Source organism: Thioalkalivibrio sp. ALJT (assembly GCF_000381825.1).
Lineage (GTDB): Bacteria > Pseudomonadota > Gammaproteobacteria > Ectothiorhodospirales > Ectothiorhodospiraceae > Thioalkalivibrio.
The window spans coordinates 17,727-36,311 of sequence record NZ_KB907122.1 but is presented as its reverse complement, the minus strand read 5'-3'; the positions used below and the strand labels follow the sequence as shown (position 1 = coordinate 36,311).

Annotated in this window: 17 protein-coding genes; 8 read left to right on the top strand and 9 right to left on the bottom strand. The window is 66.9% G+C overall.

Features of this window, described 5'->3' with window-relative positions:
• Positions 1–245 precede the first annotated feature (245 nt).
• Together G332_RS0102450 and G332_RS0102445 are read right to left on the bottom strand one after the other, a co-directional pair.
• Positions 246–1,097 (bottom strand): peptidylprolyl isomerase, encoded by an 852-nt coding sequence (locus G332_RS0102450; RefSeq protein ID WP_019625412.1) that lies wholly within the window; start codon positions 1,095–1,097, stop codon positions 246–248.
• The gene (locus G332_RS0102445; protein ID WP_019625411.1) at positions 1,097–1,393 is read right to left on the bottom strand and encodes a YciI family protein; all 297 of its coding nucleotides are present in this window, start codon (positions 1,391–1,393) and stop codon (positions 1,097–1,099) included. The genes G332_RS0102450 and G332_RS0102445 overlap by 1 nt, the downstream gene beginning before the upstream one ends.
• Before the next feature lie 225 nt (positions 1,394–1,618).
• Between G332_RS0102445 and G332_RS0102440 the strand changes: the two genes are divergently transcribed.
• From G332_RS0102440 to scpB, 5 genes are all read left to right on the top strand, one after another.
• A complete protein-coding gene (locus G332_RS0102440) occupies positions 1,619–2,233 on the top strand; it encodes an L-threonylcarbamoyladenylate synthase (RefSeq protein WP_019625410.1) in 615 nt (204 codons plus the stop codon).
• Positions 2,234–2,373: 140 nt separating this feature from the next.
• Positions 2,374–3,741, top strand: a complete 1,368-nt coding sequence (locus G332_RS0102435) for a DUF945 family protein (RefSeq protein ID WP_026340531.1) — start codon at positions 2,374–2,376, stop codon at positions 3,739–3,741.
• Between the two features lie 54 nt (positions 3,742–3,795).
• On the top strand, positions 3,796–5,016 hold the full coding sequence (locus G332_RS0102430) for a tryptophan--tRNA ligase (protein WP_019625408.1): 1,221 nt from the start codon (positions 3,796–3,798) through the stop codon (positions 5,014–5,016).
• Positions 5,017–5,025: 9 nt separating this feature from the next.
• Positions 5,026–5,892 (top strand): ScpA family protein, encoded by an 867-nt coding sequence (locus G332_RS0102425; protein WP_019625407.1) that lies wholly within the window; start codon positions 5,026–5,028, stop codon positions 5,890–5,892.
• The gene (gene scpB / locus G332_RS0102420; RefSeq protein ID WP_019625406.1) at positions 5,889–6,566 is read left to right on the top strand and encodes an SMC-Scp complex subunit ScpB; all 678 of its coding nucleotides are present in this window, start codon (positions 5,889–5,891) and stop codon (positions 6,564–6,566) included. The genes G332_RS0102425 and scpB overlap by 4 nt, the downstream gene beginning before the upstream one ends.
• Before the next feature lie 233 nt (positions 6,567–6,799).
• On the opposite strand, the gene G332_RS0102415 is transcribed toward scpB, so the two are convergent.
• Positions 6,800–7,537, bottom strand: a complete 738-nt coding sequence (locus G332_RS0102415; protein ID WP_038059499.1) for an FKBP-type peptidyl-prolyl cis-trans isomerase — start codon at positions 7,535–7,537, stop codon at positions 6,800–6,802.
• 340 nt (positions 7,538–7,877) lie between these two features.
• Here G332_RS0102415 and G332_RS0102410 point away from each other — a divergent pair, with 340 nt between their 5' ends.
• Positions 7,878–9,209: a sulfite oxidase gene (locus G332_RS0102410; RefSeq protein ID WP_019625404.1), complete on the top strand. Its 1,332-nt coding sequence runs from the start codon at positions 7,878–7,880 to the stop codon at positions 9,207–9,209.
• Between the two features lie 9 nt (positions 9,210–9,218).
• Positions 9,219–9,545, top strand: a complete 327-nt coding sequence (locus G332_RS0102405; RefSeq protein ID WP_019625403.1) for a hypothetical protein — start codon at positions 9,219–9,221, stop codon at positions 9,543–9,545.
• An 83-nt stretch (positions 9,546–9,628) separates the two neighbouring features.
• On the opposite strand, the gene rlmKL is transcribed toward G332_RS0102405, so the two are convergent.
• The 3 genes from rlmKL to G332_RS0102390 are packed head-to-tail and all read right to left on the bottom strand — an operon-like array spanning position 9,629 to position 13,586.
• Positions 9,629–11,836 (bottom strand): bifunctional 23S rRNA (guanine(2069)-N(7))-methyltransferase RlmK/23S rRNA (guanine(2445)-N(2))-methyltransferase RlmL, encoded by a 2,208-nt coding sequence (rlmKL, locus tag G332_RS0102400; RefSeq protein WP_019625402.1) that lies wholly within the window; start codon positions 11,834–11,836, stop codon positions 9,629–9,631.
• A gap of 56 nt (positions 11,837–11,892) precedes the next feature.
• Positions 11,893–12,681 carry an ABC transporter permease gene (locus G332_RS0102395; RefSeq protein WP_019625401.1) on the bottom strand — a complete coding sequence of 263 codons (789 nt, stop codon included), beginning with the start codon at positions 12,679–12,681 and terminating at the stop codon, positions 11,893–11,895.
• The gene (locus G332_RS0102390) at positions 12,681–13,586 is read right to left on the bottom strand and encodes an ABC transporter ATP-binding protein (protein WP_019625400.1); all 906 of its coding nucleotides are present in this window, start codon (positions 13,584–13,586) and stop codon (positions 12,681–12,683) included. Before G332_RS0102390 ends, G332_RS0102395 begins: the two co-directional genes overlap by 1 nt.
• Positions 13,587–13,794: 208 nt before the next feature.
• Between G332_RS0102390 and G332_RS0102385 the strand changes: the two genes are divergently transcribed.
• On the top strand, positions 13,795–14,709 hold the full coding sequence (locus tag G332_RS0102385) for an NAD(P)-dependent oxidoreductase (protein WP_019625399.1): 915 nt from the start codon (positions 13,795–13,797) through the stop codon (positions 14,707–14,709).
• A 4-nt stretch (positions 14,710–14,713) separates the two neighbouring features.
• On the opposite strand, the gene G332_RS0102380 is transcribed toward G332_RS0102385, so the two are convergent.
• From G332_RS0102380 to G332_RS0102370, 3 genes are all read right to left on the bottom strand, one after another.
• Positions 14,714–16,015, bottom strand: coding sequence for an NRAMP family divalent metal transporter (locus tag G332_RS0102380; protein ID WP_019625398.1), 1,302 nt, complete (start codon positions 16,013–16,015; stop codon positions 14,714–14,716).
• Between the two features lie 77 nt (positions 16,016–16,092).
• Positions 16,093–17,586 carry a membrane-bound lytic murein transglycosylase MltF gene (gene mltF, locus G332_RS0102375; protein ID WP_019625397.1) on the bottom strand — a complete coding sequence of 498 codons (1,494 nt, stop codon included), beginning with the start codon at positions 17,584–17,586 and terminating at the stop codon, positions 16,093–16,095.
• Positions 17,587–17,628: 42 nt separating this feature from the next.
• Positions 17,629–18,489, bottom strand: coding sequence for a diiron oxygenase (locus G332_RS0102370; RefSeq protein WP_019625396.1), 861 nt, complete (start codon positions 18,487–18,489; stop codon positions 17,629–17,631).
• Positions 18,490–18,585: the final 96 nt, after the last annotated feature.

Sequence of the window (18,585 nt, the reverse complement as noted above, 5' to 3'; positions counted from 1 at the left end):
TATCACCGGCCGTTTTCGGTGCGGCACCGGTTGCGGCCGGTCGATCGGGGGCCGCGGTCTTGGGGTTGGACGAAGCGGAGGGCCCGCGGGTTCGCGCGCGCATCCGGCGCAGTGCGCGGTCGCAGACGCCGATCGTGGCGTGATGGCCAAAACCGGTGTCCCGTATGGAGTGGTGCCGGCGGGCGGCGCGGGCGGACAGGCCCGCAGTGCCCATGCGCAGCTGATCCGTCTGAATCTTCAGGCGCCTAGTTGGCCGGCCGCGTCGGGATCTCGATGTCGGCATCCGCGCGCAGGGCCTCCAGAAATTCCTGGATGCTGCGGCTTTCGAGGATTTCGATCAGTTCGACACGCACGTCGTCCAGCTCGGGCATTTCGATCTCGCGGGTCTCTTCCAGGCGGATGAGGTGCCAGCCAAACGGACTTTCCACCGGCTCGCGGGTGGTCTCGCCGGCCTCCAGATCGGTAGTGGCCTCACTGAATGCCGGGACCATCTGCTCCGGGTTGAACCATCCGAGGTCGCCGCCGCGGGCGGCGGACCCGGGGTCGGTGGAATGCGCCGCGGCCAGCTCCGCGAAGTCCGCGCCGGCCTCCAGTTCGGCGAGCAGCTCCCGAGCCTGTTCGGCATCGTCGACGAGGATATGGCGGGCGCGGTATTCGGTGCCGCGCATGGCCTCGATCTGGCGTCCGTATTCCGCCTCGAGGTCGGCCTCGGTGATCTCCAGCTCGGCGGTGATGTCCTCCATCAGCCGCGAGGCCAGCAGGTTGGTCTCCACCATGCGCAGGATACGCCGGGTCTCGGCGTCGCGATCCAGCCCGCGGGCCACGGCCTCCTGGCGTAGCAGCTCGAGGCTGATGAGTTCCTCCAGCGTGCCGTCTCCGGAGACCGCGCCGGCGTCTTCGTCCAGGCCGGAGTAGGTGAACAGGTCGGCGCGGGTGATCGGCTCGTCGTTGACCGTGGCGACGGTATCCACGTCGCGGGTATCGGCGCTGATGGTGTTGGCTGTGTCCGGGGCATCAGGCCCGTTGTTACAGCCACTCACGAGGGCGACCGCAGCGACGGCGGCCAGCGCCCATTGGAAGCCAGTAGCGGATCGCATCAGAACACCTGCTTGAAGGGTTGTACATCCACGCGGGCGTAGACCCCGGCGGCGACATAGGGGTCGGCATCCGCCCATGCACGCGCCGCCTCCAGCGAGGGGAATTCGGCGACGATCAGGCTGCCGGTGAATCCGGCCGGTCCGGGGTCGTCGCTGTCGATGGCGGGGCACGGGCCGGCCAGGACCAGGCGGCCGTCGTCGCGCAGGGTTTGCAGGCGGGCGAGGTGTTCCGGGCGCGCGGCCAGGCGCGCGTCCAGCGAGTCCGGCACATCCTGGCCCTGGATCATGTAGAGCATCGGCGTTCTCCTCGAGTTTGGCGCAGTTTAAGGAAACGCCGAACAATGTACACGCGCGCCGCAGCCCGGTGGGCGGGTCCGACGCGGTGCAGCGAGACACGGATGCATGTACCGGCCCGTGCTGGCACCTCCGGTCCTCCCGAAGGGCGCTGTCACTGTGTGATCTTATGGGCTGGCAGGTGGATGCGCTACACTGCGTGGCCTGATTCCCTTTCTGCCGTGACCATGCTTTCGATCCACCCCGAGAACCCCCAGCCCAGGCTGATCCGTCAGGTCATGGACCGACTCCAGGAAGGGGCGGTGATCGCGCTGCCGACGGATGCCTGCTATGCGCTGGCCTGTCTGCCGGGAGACAGGACCGGGGCGGACCGTATCCGGCGCATCCGCCAGGTGGACGCTACCCACCACCTGACCTTGTTGTGCCGCGACCTCTCCGAACTGGGGGTCTACGCCAAGGTGGACAACACTGCGTTTCGTCTTATGAAGACCCTGACGCCGGGGGCCTACACCTTCATCCTGCCGGCCACGCGCGAGGTGCCGCGGCGTCTGCAGCATCCGAAGCGGCGGACGATCGGCCTGCGCGTGCCGGCGAGCCCGATCGTCGCGGCGCTGCTGCAGGAGCTGGGTTCGCCGTTGATGTCTGCGACCCTGCAGCTGCCGGAGGACGCGCACCCATTGACCGAGTCCTGGGAGATCGACGAGCGTCTGGGCCATGCCGTGGACCTGGTAGTCGATGGCGGGGCGGGGACGCTGGAGGCGACCAGCGTGCTGGATTTGACCGGCGCGGCGCCGGAGGTGATCCGTCACGGCCGGGGCGACGTGGGATTTCTGGATGACTAGGAGCCTGTCGGGTGCAGGCTATGTAACGAGTGAGAGCGGAGAAGGGCCCGCTGTCCCGCACGTGCTGCAGATTCGTTCCGAATCCGACAGGCTCCCGGGGCGGCGAGTACGGGAACGCGGCGCAGCCGCAGGGAGACACAGTGCGTAAATGGATCGCTCTTGCGGTGGTGCTGCTGGCGCTGGCCGCCGTCTGGCCGCTGGTGGTCGGAACCCAGGTGCAGGGGGCTCTGGCCGAGACCCACGAGGCACAACTGGGCGAGATGCGCCTGCGCCACGAGATGCTCGAGTACAAACGTGGCTATCTGGGCGCCAGCGGGCGCAGCCGCCTGGTCGTGGAGGAGGGTGGCGAGCGGATCGAGATCCCGCTGTTACACGAACTGCGCCACGGTGTGCTCGGGGCGCGCGCTGATTCGGAGGTGGACCTGAATGCGCTGGCCGCGCCTGGTGACGCGCTGCTGGATCAACTGCTGCGCGCCCTGGATCTGCGTGTGCATTCGCGCTCCGGGTTCGGGGGGGGCGTGACCACGCGCGTTGCATTTGACGACCTGCACATGGATCTGATGACCATACCCGAGGTGGCCGGTCATCTGGCCATGGCTGGCAGAAAGCTGTGGCTTGAGCTCGCGGCCGGTAAGGGACGTTTCGCCTGGTCGTCCGAGCAGATCCTGCTCAGTGCCGACCTGCCGGAGCTGCGGATCTCGGACGGCCGCTTCGCCTGGGAGGCCCGTGATATCCGCTACGCCACGGTTTTCGAGTCCGATGCCGATGGCGTCTTCGGTCGTCTGCCGGACTACGAGGCGGGGTTTGCCGCCTCTGCGATCGAATTGCGGGAAGAGGCCGCCAGTCGCCTGCATATCGAGCGCCCGCGGGTGGATGCCTTCCAGCAAACGAACAATGATCGTCTGGATTCGCGTCTGCGCCTGCAGGTGGATCGGGCGCGCCTGGATGACGCCGCGGGCGAGGCCCTGACTCTGGAGATGCTGGACCTGCAGCTGGGTGTTCTGCGCTGGGACCGTCCCAGCCTGCTGGCATTGCTGGCCGAGCTGGAGTTGATCGAGGCGCGCGGCGTCGCGGGCAGCCAGCGTAATGCCCTGATCGGAGCGGCGCTGATCGATGCGCTGGGCGGCATGATTGAACACCGGCCGGCGATCGAGCTGAAGGCCTCGCTGAATGAAATGCCGCAGCGCCAGCTGGCACTGGAAGCGGAGCTGGGCCTGCGCGGTACGAAACAGGCGCTGGCGACGCGCCCGCTGGAGGCACTGCTGCTGGACAGCGAAATGCGGCTCGGGCTGGAATGGGTGGAAGAAATCGATGCCGCTTATCCGGATCTCGATCTCGCTGACCATTTGCATGCGCTGGCCGAGGATGGCTGGGTCCGACGCGATGGCGAGGCCGGTTTCTGGCACGCTGCCGTGGAGATGAAGGATGGCCGCGTGAACATCAACGGCGTGGATCGCACGGCCGCGCTACTGGTGATGCTGTTCGCATTTTCCGGCGGTATGTTCTGAGACCACTGAGCGGGTGCCTCTGCGCCCGTTTCCTGACAGGAAGGGATTGATTTCGTGAGCAGTAACCAGGGTACCAACCAGCGCGTGATTTCCGGCATGCGTCCCACCGGGCGCCTGCATCTGGGGCATTACCACGGTGTGTTGAAGAACTGGATCGAGTTGCAGCACAACTACGAGTGTTTCTTCTTCGTGGCCGACTGGCATGCGCTGACCACTCATTACGAAAATCCGGGTGATCTGCAGCGGCATGTGACCGAGATGGTGATCGACTGGCTGGCGGCTGGCGTGAGCCCGGGTTCGGCGACGCTGTTCGTGCAGTCGCGCGTGCCGGAGCATGCCGAGCTGCATCTGCTGCTGTCGATGATTACGCCACTGGGCTGGCTGGAGCGCGTGCCGACCTACAAGGACCAGCAGGAGCAGCTGCGCGAGAAGGACCTGGCGACCTACGGTTTTCTGGGATACCCCGTGCTGCAAAGCGCCGATGTGCTTGCCTACCGCGCCGGCATGGTCCCGGTGGGCGAGGATCAGGTCTCGCATCTCGAGGTCACGCGCGAGATCGCGCGGCGCTTCAACCACCTCTACGGCCGCGAGGCAGGCTTCGCCGAAAAGGCCGAGGCCGCGGCCGACAAGATGGGCAAGAAGGCCGCCAGGCGCTACCGCGACCTGCGCAAGCGCTACCAGGAGCAGGGAGAGGACGAGGCCCTGGAGGTCGCGCGCGCCATGCTCGAGTCCCAGCAGAATCTTTCGCTGGGCGATCGGGAGCGCCTGTTCGGCTACCTGGAGGGTGGCGGCAAGATCATTCTGCCGGAACCGCAGGCGCGTCTGACCCCGGCGGCCAGGATGCCCGGTCTGGACGGGCGCAAGATGTCCAAGAGCTATGGCAACACCATCAGCCTGCGCACCGAGCCGGCCGAGGTGGAACAGTTGATCCGCACCATGCCCACCGATCCGGCCCGGGTGCGGCGCACCGACCCCGGTGATCCGGCCAAGTGCCCGGTGTGGGACCTGCACGAGATCTACACGGACACCGACCAGCGCGCAGAGCTGCATGCCGGCTGTACCTCGGCCGGGATCGGGTGTGTCGACTGCAAACGCCCGTTGATCGAGGCGGTACAGGCAGAACTGGAGCCGATCCAGCAGCGGGCGAAGGAATATGCCGAGGACCCGAATCTGGTGCGCTCCATCATCGTCGAGGGATCGGAGGCCGCCCGCGAGGAGGCGCGCGAGACGCTCGAGGAAGTACGCCGGGCGATGGGGCTGGACTACCTGCGATGAGCGCGTTGCATGAGTTCCAGCGCTGAGACCGAGGGGGATCTGGCGCCGCCGGAAGCCGCGGAACCCGGTGCGGACGGGGAGATGCTGTACCGCGTGCACGGTGAGCCGGTCGCGGAACTCCCGGCCGATCTCTATATCCCCCCGGATGCCCTGGAGGTCTTTCTGGACTCCTTTGAGGGTCCGCTGGACCTGCTGCTCTACCTGATCCGGCGCCAGAATCTGGATATCCTGGCGATCCCCATCGCCGAGATCACCCGTCAGTACATGGCCTACATCGAGGTCATGCGTGCCCTGCGCCTCGAGCTTGCGGGCGAGTATCTGGTGATGGCCGCGCTGCTGGCGGAGATCAAGTCCCGCATGCTGCTGCCGCGCCCGAGCGAGGCACAGTCGGACGACGACACCGACCCGCGCATGGCATTGATCCGCCAGTTGCAGGAATACGAGCAGTTCAAGACTGCCGCCGAGCGCCTGGATGAGCTGCCACGCATGGACCGCGACGTGTATGCCGCCGGCGCCAGTGTCGAGGCCCTGGAAGGCCCGCCGCCGCCTGCCCCGACACTGGATGAGCTGATGGAGGCACTGGCGGCCGTCATGCACCGGCTCAGTCTGACCGCGCATCATCATGTCTCCACCGAGCAACTGTCGGTGCGCAGCCGCATGTCGGATATCCTCGAGCGCCTGCACCCGGAACGGTTCGTCGATTTCGTGACCCTGCTGATGAGTGCGGAAGGGCGCCAGGGCGTCGTGGTCTCGTTCCTCGCCATCCTGGAGCTGACCAAGGCCGGACTGATCGAGTGGGGGCAGAGCGAACCGTACAGCCCCATCCGGCTGCGCCGGCGCGGGGCGGATATCCACAGCGCGGAGGTGTCGGCGTGAGCGAGGGCAGTACGGCGGACGTGGAGGCCGAGCAACTGGCGGCGATCGAACTCGCGCTGGAGGCCGTGCTGTTTGCGGCCGCCGAGCCGGTTGCCGCGCGCGACCTGAAGGCGGCCTGTGCCGATCTGGGCGAGGTCGATCAGCCCCTGCTGGAACAGGCGCTGGAACGGCTGGAAGCGCACTACCATGACCGCGCCATCGAACTGGTGCGGTCCGCGAGTGGCTACCGTTTCCGCGTGCGTGCGCGTTTCTCGGCGAGCGTGCAGGCAGCGCAACCGGAACGTCCGGCGCGATTATCGCGAGCCCTGCTGGAGACGCTGGCCATCATCGCCTATCGCCAGCCGGTCACCCGTGCCGAGATCGAGGCGGTGCGCGGGGTGGCGGTGAGTTCAGGAATCATGCGCAACCTGCAGGAGCGCGAGTGGGTGCGGGTGGTGGGACACAAGGAGGTCCCGGGGCGGCCGGCCCTGTACGCGACGACCCGTCTCTTTCTCGACGATCTCGGTCTGACGCGGCTGGAGGAGTTGCCGCCGCTGGAGCAGATCCGCGATCTCGCCGACGTGGCCTCCGATGCCGGGATCAGTCTGGCACCGCCTGAGGTGGAAGAGGAAGCGCCCGCACCGGGAGGCAGTACCGGCCCCGACCCGGGTGGCGAAGCGGAGGCGCGGGACTGAACCGGCCACCCCGGATACGGGGCGGCCGGTATCAACGGGAGCGGTCGGGGCGCCGCCGGCCCGTCCTCAATCCCGCAGCGGGTCAGCCAGGCGCTGAGTGAAGAACCCGTCGAGTTCGGGCGATCGGCGTGAGCGTGGGGCAGCAGATCCGTCCCGAATACGACAGGCGCCCGGCTTCACTGTGCCGCGGGAGGCGCCGCTCTGCCGCCTGTGCAGCAGATCCGGCCTGAAATCTAGCACTGTGCGGTTTCGGCCGCCTCCGGACAGTCGTGCTGCACCACGCGTTCGTCGTCCAGCCACGCCATGATCCCGTCCGTGACGTTGTAGACTTCGTCGTATCCCAGTCCATCGGCCAGCGCGCGGGCGAGGGCCGCAGTGCGGTTGCCGACGCGGCAGATCAGGATGACCTCGTCACCCGGCTGGACCAGTTCGGTGAATTGCGGGCCGAACTCCGGGTGCAGCTCGCCGCTCTCGTCGAAGGCGGTGATGCGATGGCTGCCCTCGATCACGCCGGTCTCGGCCCACTCGTCCGGACGCCGGATGTCGACGATGGTGGCCCCTTCCCGAACCTTTTCGGCCAGACCCTCGTTGTCGAGGGCGCTGAAGGGCGCACGCTCCACCTCCAGGATCTCGACCTCGAACTGCAGGGTGGCGTTGGCAGGGATGATGTTGCCGGCGCCGCGCTCGCCGTAGGCCAGTTCCGGAGGAATGGTGATCTCGCGAATACCGCCCTCGCGCATGCCCTTCACCCCCTGTTCAAAGCCCGGGATGACCTGTCCGCTGCCAATGGTCAGCGCGAACGGGGCCCCGGCGTCGCGGCTGGAATCGAATACCGTGCCGTCCGCCTCCAGGGAGCCGGTGTAATGCAGGATCGCCGTGTCGTGGCGAACGATCTCGGGACCCTGCCCGCGTTCCACCTCGTGGATATCGATGGAGGGCGCGGATTCCGCACTGGCGGTTCCTGTGACCATCAGGGTCGCAACCAGTGCAGCCGAAAATATGACCATGGGGGGGTGTGCGAACTGACGGACTGTATTGTGCATCATGCAGATCCAGTTAATATTTAGAATTATTGATATTGCTTTATTGTCAGTGGTTTGCGGTGTCGTTGTGAGCAGTATTCTACACCGTATCCCCGGCCCCGAATAGCGGCCCGGATACCGGTGTTCGAGGCAGGATTCTGGAATCGGTAAAAAATCCCGAACTTTTATTGCAGGTTTTTAGGGGGTGTACTAAAAACCAGGTGGCTGTCCCGGGGAGAGAGGGACAGCGCATGCGATTTTGTTCCAAGAACAAGCCGGAGGATGACAGATGAGTGAAGACAAGAACGATCGTTCCGAGCTGGATCACGCGTCCGAAGAAGAGGTCAGGGAAACCGTGGGGCTCACCGAGAAGGGCGCCGCCCGCAGGCGTTTCCTGGGCAATCTGGGCAAGGGCGGTGCGGCCCTGGCCGTGTTCGGCATGGGCACGGAGACGGCCATGCAGACCCTGTTCAACCGTAGCACCCTGTCCAGTGCCGTGGCCGCCGGCATCGAGGGCTTCCATGTGGAGGGCAAGGTCGACGGGATCATCTGGTTGAACGACCGTCCGATCAACGGTGAACTGCCGCCCCATCTGCTGCACGACGAGGTGACTCCGTTCTCGAACATGTTCATTCGGAACAACGGTGTGCCGCCGGAGAAGGCCGGTATCGATGCCGCGGCCTGGACCGTGACCGTCCGCGGTGAAGCCGCGAACCAGGAGAAGTCCTACACGATCGCGGAGCTCAAGGAGAAGTTCGAGCATCATACCCTGCAGCTCTGGATCGAGTGCGGCGGCAACGGGCGTGCGGCGTTCTCGCCGTCCCCGCGGGGTAACCAGTGGGATCTGGGTGCCATCGGTTGCCCGACCTGGACCGGCGTGCGCCTGCGCGATGTGCTGGAGGATGTCGGCTATGACGCGGACAAGGCCGTGTACATCGGCTACAAGGCGGGCGATGCCCATTTGAGCGGTCGGGACGATCTCGACGCCCTGTCCCGGGGCTGCCCGATGCGCAAGGCGCTGGAGGACGAGACCATCATTGCTTGGGCGATGAATGGCGAGGATATTCCGGAGCAGCACGGTTATCCGTTGCGCCTGGTCGCGCCCGGTTTCCCGGGATCTGCCAGTGGCAAATGGCTGACCGAGATCCTGGTGCGCGACCGCGAGCATGATGGTCAGGGCATGACCGGCCACAGCTATCGCATGCCACGGCATCCGGTGGAGCCGGGCGCCGACGTGCCGAACGAGGATATGGTCGTCCTCGAGGAAATGCCGGTGAAGTCGCTGATCACGTATCCGAAGACCGGTGTCGAGATCGCCGCAGGCAGCACGCTGAAGGTTGCAGGCAAGGCATGGGACGGCTACGGCGACGTGGAGGAACTCCACGTGTCGACGGACTACGGGGTGACCTGGCAGAAGGCCGATCTGAAACGCCCGGTCAACAAGTTTGCCTGGCAACTCTGGGAGGCGGATCTCGAGTTCCCCGAGCAGGGTTTCTACCAGGTCTGGGCGGTGGCCACCAACAGCAAGGGCGACCGTCAGCCCATGGTGCTGCCGGGCTGGAACCCGCGCGGTTACGGTAATAACAAGGCCCACCACATCGATGTCCGCGTCAAGGCGTAAGGAGCAGCAATGAAGTCGAAGAGGGTCCTGTTGTGGGCGCTTGCCCTCGGCCTCATCTGGGTGGCGCCCGTGACAGCGGGCGAGAACGTCGAGGCCGCCGAGGAATACGAGACCGACTCGGAAACCGGGCTGATCAAGGCGCCGGGGTTCGATACCGTCAAGAATAATTGCACGGTTTGTCACTCGGCCCGGTTGGTTACCAACCGCGGGTACACCCGCGCGGTCTGGCTGGAGCAGATCCGCTGGATGCAGGATACCCAGGGGCTCTGGGAGTTCGCGCCGGAGGTGGAGGAAGAGATCCTGGACTATCTGGAGACCTATTACCCACCGCGTTGAGCGTGACCCGCTGATGACAAAACGCCCCGGCCAGTCCGGGACGTTTTTTTGTCCGGGCCCTGAATCGTTTCCGGATTCGTGGGTTATGCAGCGTTCCGGGGCGTGATCGCCCAGCATCGATGGGGGGCGGGCGGGCGGCGGAAATCCTCGTCCAGGGTCTCGCGGGTGATGTCGCGGGCCTCCAGTCCGGTCAGGGCCTCGTGTTCCAGTTCGAAGCGTCGCCGATTGGTGGAAAAGTAGAGTACGCCATCAGGCGTCAGCAGGCGCGCGGCGTCCAGTATCAGTGCGGCATGGTCACGTTGCACGTCGAACTCGGCATCGGTGCGCCTGGAGTTGGAGAAGGTCGGTGGATCGAGGAAGATGCGCTCGAAGCGCAGCTCGGGGTCCTCGGCCGCCGCGCGCAGCCAGGCCACGCAATCGGCGCGCAGCAGGGCATGGGTGTCCGGCCGGCGCCGACTGCGCCCGTCGCGCACGCTGGTCGCGAAGCCATTGGCCGCGAGGTTGGCGGCGGCCCAGTCCAGATAGGTGTTGGACAGGTCCACCGAGACTGTCTGGCGGGCACCTCCCACTGCGGCATGTACGCTGACCGCCGCGGTGTAGCAGAACAGGTTCAGAAACCGCAGCCCGCCGCATTCTTCCTGCAGGCGCCGCCGCATCGGGCGGTGGTCCAGGAACAGGCCACTGTCGAGGTAGCGGTCCAGTTCGACCTTCAGTCGGCAGCCGTGTTCCTCCACCCAGAAAGGGGCCGCTTGCGCGGTCTCGGCAGGACGATACTGGGAACGCCCCTTCTGCGATCGGCGCTGCTTGTAGTGCAGGTGGGCGGGGGCCACGCCGGTGACCTCCAGGGTCGCGGCCAGTGCCCCGCGCAGGCGCGCCTCGGCGCGCGCGGGCTCGACCGAGGCGGGCGCGGCGAACTCCTGCAGGTGCAGGTGCACGGTGCCGTCGGTGGACTGGTAACGGTCGATCAGCAGCGGGTATTCGTCCAGGTCCGCGCTGTAGATGCGGTAGCAGGTCACATCCTGACGCCGCGCCCAGCGATCCAGGTGCTTCAGGTTTTTGCGCAGGCGGTTGGCGAACTCCGGCGCCGGGGGTGCCGCCTCGGCCTGTCCGTCGCGGGCATGGATGTCGAACTCCAGCAGCTGGCAGTCGATCGGGCCATTGTGGACGCGGTACTTGCGCGTGGCCCGCAGCCCGAGGCGGCGGGAGTCGGTTGTGTCCGCGACCAGAAGCGCGATCTGCCAGCCGCCAAAGGCCTTTTTCAGATGCTCGCCCAGCAGGCTGTAGAGCTTGACCAGCTCGGGCTGGTCGCCGATGCGCTCGCCATAGGGCGGGTTGCTGATCAGCAGCCCGTTCGGTGCGGGGGGTGTCAGGGTCAGCGCGTCGGCCACCTCGAACCGGGTGCAGGCGGCGACCCCGGCCGTCCGGGCCGCCTGGCGAGCGGCCTGCACGGCATGCGGGTCGCGATCCGACCCTAGCAGCGTCGGGCCCGGCCAGGGACGAACCGCCGCCTGTGCCGTATCCACACAGCGCTGCCACAGGGCGGTGTCGTGCCCGGACCAGCCCTGCGGGCGGAAGTCATGGCGCAGCAGGCCGGGAGCGGTGTGTGTGGCGATCAGAGCGGCCTCGATCACCAGGGTGCCGCTGCCGCAGAAGGGGTCGAGCAGCTGCGCCGGTTCCGGGGCGTCCTCGACGCGCGCGGGCCAGCCGGCGCGGGCGAGCAGGGCCGCGGCGAGGTTCTCGCGCAGCGGGGCGGCCCCGCCGGCACCGCGATAGCCACGTCGGTGCAGGCCGCCGTTCCCGATATCCACGGACAGCCGGGCATGATCGCCCTGCAGTTGCAGCAGGATGCGCACGTCCGGGTGTTTCGGGTCCACGTCCGGGCGGGCGCCGGTCGCCGCGCGGAAGGCGTCGGCCACCGCGTCCTTGGTGCGTACCCCGGCGAAGTGGGTGTGGCGGATGTGGCGGCTCTTGCCGCCGACCTCGATCGCGAAGGTGGCACCGGGGTCCATCAGCGCGGGCCAGTCGATCGCGCGGGCGGTGCTGTAGCAGCCGTCCCCGTCCGGCTGCTCGAAACGCGCCAGGGGCAGCAGGATGCGGCTGGCGATGCGGCTGCCCAGCAGTACGCGGTAAAGCGTCTCAAGATCGGCCGAGAAGTGCACCGCGCCGCCTTCCTCGCGCACGTCGGTGGCGCCGAGGGTGCCCAGTTCCGCGGCCAGCAGGGGGCCGAGCCCGCGGGCGACAGTGGCGCGGTATTCCTGCGGGTTTTCGGGATCGGTGTCGGGGGTGGCCATGTGGCGGCTCGTATCGGTGTTTTCGGGCCGCTATCTTGCCACAGCCGGCGTGATGGTCAGCGCAGCAGGCGGCGCCGGATCAGCGCGGTCGCCAGGATGAGGCCGGCCAGGCCGTAGCCGGTGATCACCGCCAGGTGCGGCCAGAAGCTGGCCGGCCAGCTGCCGGTCATCAGCGGGCGTACGATCTCGACGACGTGGGCCAGCGGCAGGGCCAGCGCCAGGGTCTGCACCCAGTCGGGCAGCTCCTGCAGCGGGAAGAACACCCCGGAGAGCAGGAGCATCGGCGTGACCGCCAGGGTGAAGTAATACAGGAAGAAGTCGTAGCTGCGCGCCAGGGCGGTGATCACCAGCGCCAGCGCGCCAAAGGTGAACGCGGCGAGGAAGATCACCGGCAGGGCGAGCAGGGCACGCGCATCGCTGACCAGCCCCAGGACGGCGGCGACGAGCAGGATGGTGGTGGCGCTGATCAGGCCCTTGCTGGCGGCCCAGGTGGCCTCGGCGAACACGATGTCGTCCAGGGTCAGTGGTGTCGCCAGCATCCCCAGCCAGGTGTTCTGCTCCGCCATGCGCGTGTAGGCGGAATACATGCCCTCGAAGCTGGCGGTGAACATGGCCGAGGAGCAGATGATCCCGGAGGCGATGAACACCATGTAGCTCATGCCGTCGAGATCGCCCACCAGACGTCCGAAGCCATAGCCGAAGGCAAGCAGGTAGAGGATGGGCTCGCCGAAGTTGCCGAGCATGGACGGCACCAGCAGCTTGCGCCAGACCCTCAGGTTGCGGCGCCAGACCGCGACAAAGCGCAGGCTGGGGCGGGGGAGCCAGGTGGAGGTCGGGTCGGGCATCAGTCACGCAACTCGTGGCCGGTGAGTTTCAGGAACACGTCTTCCAGGTCCGCCCCGCGCAGCGTGGGTTCCAGCCCGCGGGCGCGCAGGCGTTCGCGCAGCCGGTCCGGTTCGGCCGTGTACACCAGCCAGGTATCCGCCACCTGGTGGGCACGATCCCGGGGGCCGATCTCCTGCTCGATCGCGGTGCCGGCATCGGGCCCGCCGACTGTGACCACCCAGGGTTCGATGTGCTCGGCGATCAGGCGGCTGGGTCGGTCACAGGCGATGATGCGGCCGTGGTCGATGATCGCGATGCGATCGCACAGCTCCTGGGCCTCTTCCATGTAGTGCGTGGTCAGCACCAGGGTGACCCCGGAGGCGCGCAGCTGGCGGAGCTGGCGCCAGAGGTGGTGGCGCGCCTGCGGGTCCAGCCCGGTGGTGGGTTCGTCCAGCACCACGACCTCGGGCGCGTTGATCAGGGCGCGCGCGAGGGTCAGCCGGCGCTTCATGCCGCCGGACAGGGCATTGATGCGCGCGTCGCGCTTGTCGTTCAGATTGACCTGCTCCAGCAGGTGATCGATGCGCGCCTGGACCGTTGCGCCGGAGAGACCGAAATAGGCGGCATAGGTCCGCATGTTCTCGATCACGGTGAAGTCCGGGTCCAGGGTGTCGAACTGCGGCACGATGCCCAGGCGCTTGCGCACCTCGCGCTCGCCCTCCGGCATCGGCAGGCCCAGTACCTTGACCTGCCCCCCGTCGATCGGGGTCATCCCCAGCAGCATGCGCAGGGTGGTTGTCTTGCCCGCACCGTTCGGGCCCAGCAGCCCGAAGAACTCGCCGGGGGCAATCTCGAGATCCACGCCATCGACAACGTGGACGCCGTCGTAGGTCTTGCGCAGTTGCTGGATGCGGATCGCGGACACAGTAGCGCTCGGTTCGGGAAGGCTGCGCCTACCATACCGGTTCGCTCCCGCGGTCCCAATGGTGTGGCATTGTTTGCCGCCGCTGCGCCGAGGACGCGACCGTGTACATTGAGACGTGTTTTCCCGGACCATGTGCCGTGCAGCCGGGGATGGTCAGGAGGGACCTGGCGACCCGCCCGGCGAACCACTCGCGCTACAGGAGTACCCGATGTCCACAGCGATGATTCCCCCCGAACTGCAGCCGATCGGCGCCATCGGCCTCGGCATCATGGGGGCGCCGATGAACCGCAATCTCCTCGCGGCCGGGGCCGACTTGCGGGTCTGGGCCCGCAACCCGGACGTGGCCCGTGCCCTTGCGGCGGACGGCGCCGGGGTTTGCGCGAGCGTGGCGGAGCTGGTGCGTCAAGTACGCGTGCTGGTGCTGAATGTCTCCGATACCCCGGACGTGGAAGCGCTGATGCTGGGCGACGACGGCATTCTTGCCCATGCGCCGTCCGGCTTGATGGTCGTGGATCACAGCACCATCGACCCGATGCGGACCCGTGCGCTTGCGCAGGCCGCGGCCAGGCATGATGTGACCTTCGTGGATGCGCCGGTTTCCGGTGGTGAGCCGGGTGCCCGCAGCGGCACGCTCAGCCTGATGGTCGGTGGCCCGGAGGAGGTCGTGAACCGTTTGCGGCCGATCTTCGATGTCGTCGGTTCGACGCTGACGCATGTCGGGGCCAGCGGGGCCGGACAGATTGCCAAGGCCTGCAACCAGCTGGTGGTCGGCGAGACCCTGGTGGCGGTAGGCGAGGCCTTTGCCCTGGCCGAGCAGTCGGGTGTGGACCCGGCGCGGGTGCGCGCGGCCCTGCTGGGTGGCTTTGCCGGTTCCCGCATCCTGGAGGTTCACGGGCAGCGCCTGCTGGACGGCGACTTCGAACCCGGCTTTCAGGTCGAGCTCTATCGCAAGGATCTCGGCATCGTCGCGGGGCTCGGGCGTGACCTGGGACTGGTGACGGAGGGAATCGAACCGGTTCGTGCGGCGGTGGATGCCGCCCTGGAGGCGGGGCAGGCGCGGCACGATGTGTCCATCCTTGCCCGTTTTTGTGTGCGGGCGCGTGATCGCGGCGACGAGCCGTGACCCCTCAGAGGACGAAGCGCCAGACCAGCCAGATCAGGGAGAAACTCGACAGGAACACCACCCCCGCCCAGGCCAGCCCTCGCAGGGCACGACCGGGGCGGGCGGCGACCGGCATCTGCGAGCTGGTCACCACGCGGAAGGTGATCCAGGCAAGGATCGGGGCCGAGAGGAAGGAAAGGGTGGTGGCGATGTCGACGAAACGGGTGAAGTTCTCCCCGGCCAGCCAGATCAGCAGCAGCGCGCCCAGCGTGACCACGACCAGGGCGATCCGGTAGCCCCACCATTCCAGACCGCGTTCGCTTTCCGGGTCGGGTTCCATATCGCGGGCGCGGTGGTGGTTTTCGCGCAGGGTACGGATGGTCGCAACGATGACGCGCGGGTAGGCGTCGGTGACGGCCAGGGTGGTCGAGAACATGGCCGTGAGCGCGGCAATGGCAATCAGCGAACGGCTCCACTCGCCCAGGCTCTGGGCATAGAGATCCACCAGTTGTGCGGAAAAAGCGGCGGCGCCCGGGGCAAAACCCACTCCGCTCCCGTACATCAGCAGTGCGCCCAGCAGCAGGAAGAACAGCGCCAGGATGGTGGCCCCCAGATAGCCCAGCCGGAAGTCGAACACGGCCTCACGCACACTGGGATGGTGCCCGGTCAGGCGTGCGCGTTCCTGGGTCCAGATGGAATGCCACGCGGCGACGTCCAGCGGGATGGGCATCCAGCCGAGGAGGGCCAGGACGAAGGCGAGTCCGGCGAGGGTCCAGAGGTTCGACCATTCCGCAGCACCCGAGAGCGAGTGCCAGTCCGGTGCCTCCTGGAAGGCGAGGGCAACCGCCAGCACGGTGGAGACACTGAGGGCGACCATGATGATCTTCATTCCCAGATCGAGGCCCCGGTAGGCCTCGATCATCAGGAATGCGATACAGACTGCGAGAATGGCGGCCGAGAGCACGACCATGGACAGGTCGAGTCCGAACACCAGCCCCAGCAGCCCTGCCGTGGTCAGGGTGACCACGGCCTGAATGATAAACAGGGTGCCCAGGGTCACTGCGATGTAAAGGCCCAGGGCCCAGTTGCCCAGGCGGTGATAGCCGGTGAGCAGGTTGTGCCCGGTGGCCGCGGCATAGCGCGGCCCGAACTCCAGGAACGGGTACTTGAACAGACAGGCCAGCAGCACGATCGGGATCAGCAGCAGGCCATATTCGGCCCCTCCGCGCGTGGCCTGCACCAGGTGGGAGACCCCCACTGCGGCCCCTGCCATCAGGAGTCCGGGACCGATAGCGGCGCGCAGGGAGGCTCGGGAGGCGGCGGTCATGGGCGTTTTCCGGGGGTTGCAATTCGGTCGCGATTATAGGGGATTCGCCAGTGGTCGCGAGCCCGCATCCCTCCGCGTCACAGCGCCAGGGGGACGCGGTGATAGGTATGGATGGGCGTTGGCGGATGGTCGTGGCTGGGGGGGAAGCGCTGGATCAGCTTGTCGTAATAGCTGCGAATGTTGCGGACGTAGATCACCGGCTCCCAGCCGCGGGCATAGCCAAAGCGGGTCTGCTCGTGCCACTCCGGTTCGGCCAGACGCGGGAGCCACTGCATCATGTCGAGCCAGCGGTCGGGGTCGTCGCCGTTGGCCGCGGCCAGCCGTCTGGCATCGTACAGGTGGCCCAGGCCGACGTTGTAGGCGGCAAGGGTCATCCAGGTGCGATCCGGTTCCGGGATGCGTTCGGGCAGGCGTTCGTGCAGTTCCAGCAGATAACGCGTGCCACCGTCCACACTGGCCTCGGGATCGGTGCGGTCCTCGACGCCGAGACCGGCCGCCGTGTTCCGGGTCAGCATCATCAAGCCGCGTACCCCGGTCGGCGAGACGGCGTCCGGGTCCCAGTGTGATTCCTGATAGGCCACCGCAGCGATGAACCGCCAGTCCAGACCGTACTGCGCGCCGATGCGTTCGAACAGGGCGCGGAAACGGTCCAGACGCTCTTCCACGCGGGCGTTAAAGGTCAGGGTGTCCACCAGGTTGTGGGTTTCCAGGTGCCCCAGGTAACGGTCGATCTTCAGTTCCAGATCACGGTTGGCGCGCAGGCGCTCGAGATAGTCGCTCGCGGCATCGATCAGGCTGTGGTCGAAGCCGGCGGGGAACAACCATGACACAGTGGCCTTGTGTTCGAACTCGTGGGCGGTGCGCAACTCCGGGTGCAGGCGGCGCAGACGCCCGAACTCCAGCGAATTCATCAGGGCGTAGTCGATCGCGCCGGAGGCCAGTGCCTGGCGCAGCGACTCGGTGGTTCCGAGAGGGACCAGTTCCACTCGGGGCGGCGTGTCCGGGGCTGCTGATGGTTCGGTGGTGTCCGGCGCGGCCGCCAGTGCCTGACGCAGGGGGTCGGGCAGGGGTGCCTGGGCGGTCAGGCCGAGCCGGGTACCCATGGGCAGGTCGTGAAGGCTTTGCAGCGTGGTGCTGGTTTCGTTGTCGCGCGAGAAAACAAGCACCTGCTGGATGGTCAGGATCTCCGGCCCCCGTTCGATCGCGGGATCGCCCGGATCCACCAGCAGGCCAGCGGCGAGATCCACGCGTTGTTTGCGCAGACGTCGGAGGGCCTCGGCGGCAGTCTCCACGCGCTTGACCCGGATGCGTGTACCCAGTTCCCGGGCAAAGCCGTGCAGCAGGTCCTGCTCCAGCTGGTGGTAGTCGTTGGTCGTGGTCATCTCGGAACGTCCCAGCGGGGTCTCGACCAGCACCACTCGCAGTTCCTCGCGGAAGTCGAGTTGCTGCAGAGCGGAGGGGGGCTGGAACCAGACCCGTAGTCCGATCATCACCAGCAGGACGATGAACACGCCCAGTTCGATCTGGCGCCAGGTGGAACTGGGGGGGCGAAGGCGGGGCGACGGGGTCATGGCCCGATCATACTCAAAAGGCCGGCCCGACCGCCCTGCGCATCAGCGCCAGTTCAGCACCAGACCCTGGTCGCGGAGGATCTTCAGCGCAGGGTCGACGCAGGTGTCCACGAATGCCGCACGGCGCGGATTGTTCCGTGCCAGGCGCTGGTAGTCCGGACCCACCGGCAGCCCGGCAAGCTGATAGATATCCGCGGTCGGATAGTAGAAGGCGCGTACGAACTGCCGGAACACGCGCCGCATCAGGGGGCGATAGGTCAGTTTTTGCCAGGTCGGCAGGTTGTCCAGGCAGCCTTCCAGCGTGTCGCGGGCATGTGCCATGTGACGCGCCTCGTCGATCATGTGCGTGGTGACGATGTCGTGCACGGTCGGGCTGATTTCGGCGCGGCGTTGATGGATCAGGCGGTTCATTCGATCCGGGACCTCCTCGCCGATCATGACGGCAATCCAGAAGATCGAGGATTCGAAGGGCGAGAAGCGCCCCACCAGCGTGGCCATTTTCGGTTTGGGGAACCGCTGTTCCGGCAGCGGCAGCCCGCTGCGGCGCATGAACTCGATGAACATGAGGCTGTGGCCGGCTTCTTCGCGCAGCTCGTGCAGGCGGTAGTTCAGGCGGTCCAGCCGGCCCGTCGAATGCATGGAAATCCGCGCGATGCGCTCCATGAACAGGCCTTCCAGCCACAGTGCGCCACTGATGAAATACAGGAATTCGTACTGTGAGAGGCGACGTTTCTGCTCGGGGCTCAGCGCCGTGTACTCCGGGGTGCCGAACAGCGAGATCGCTTCTTCCGGAATCCAGAAGTCTTCCCACGACAGCGCGTCCCAGCGAATCCGCGTCAGCGGATCCTGGTACGGCGAGCTGTTGCGGCTCAGATGATCGAGCAGCTCCTGGGAAGCATTCATCGTTGGCGTGCCGGACCGATGGCGGATAACGGCCGGAATCATACCGACTCTGGCGCCCGGGACCAACGCCAACCCGTTGCAATCTGCGGTTGCTGC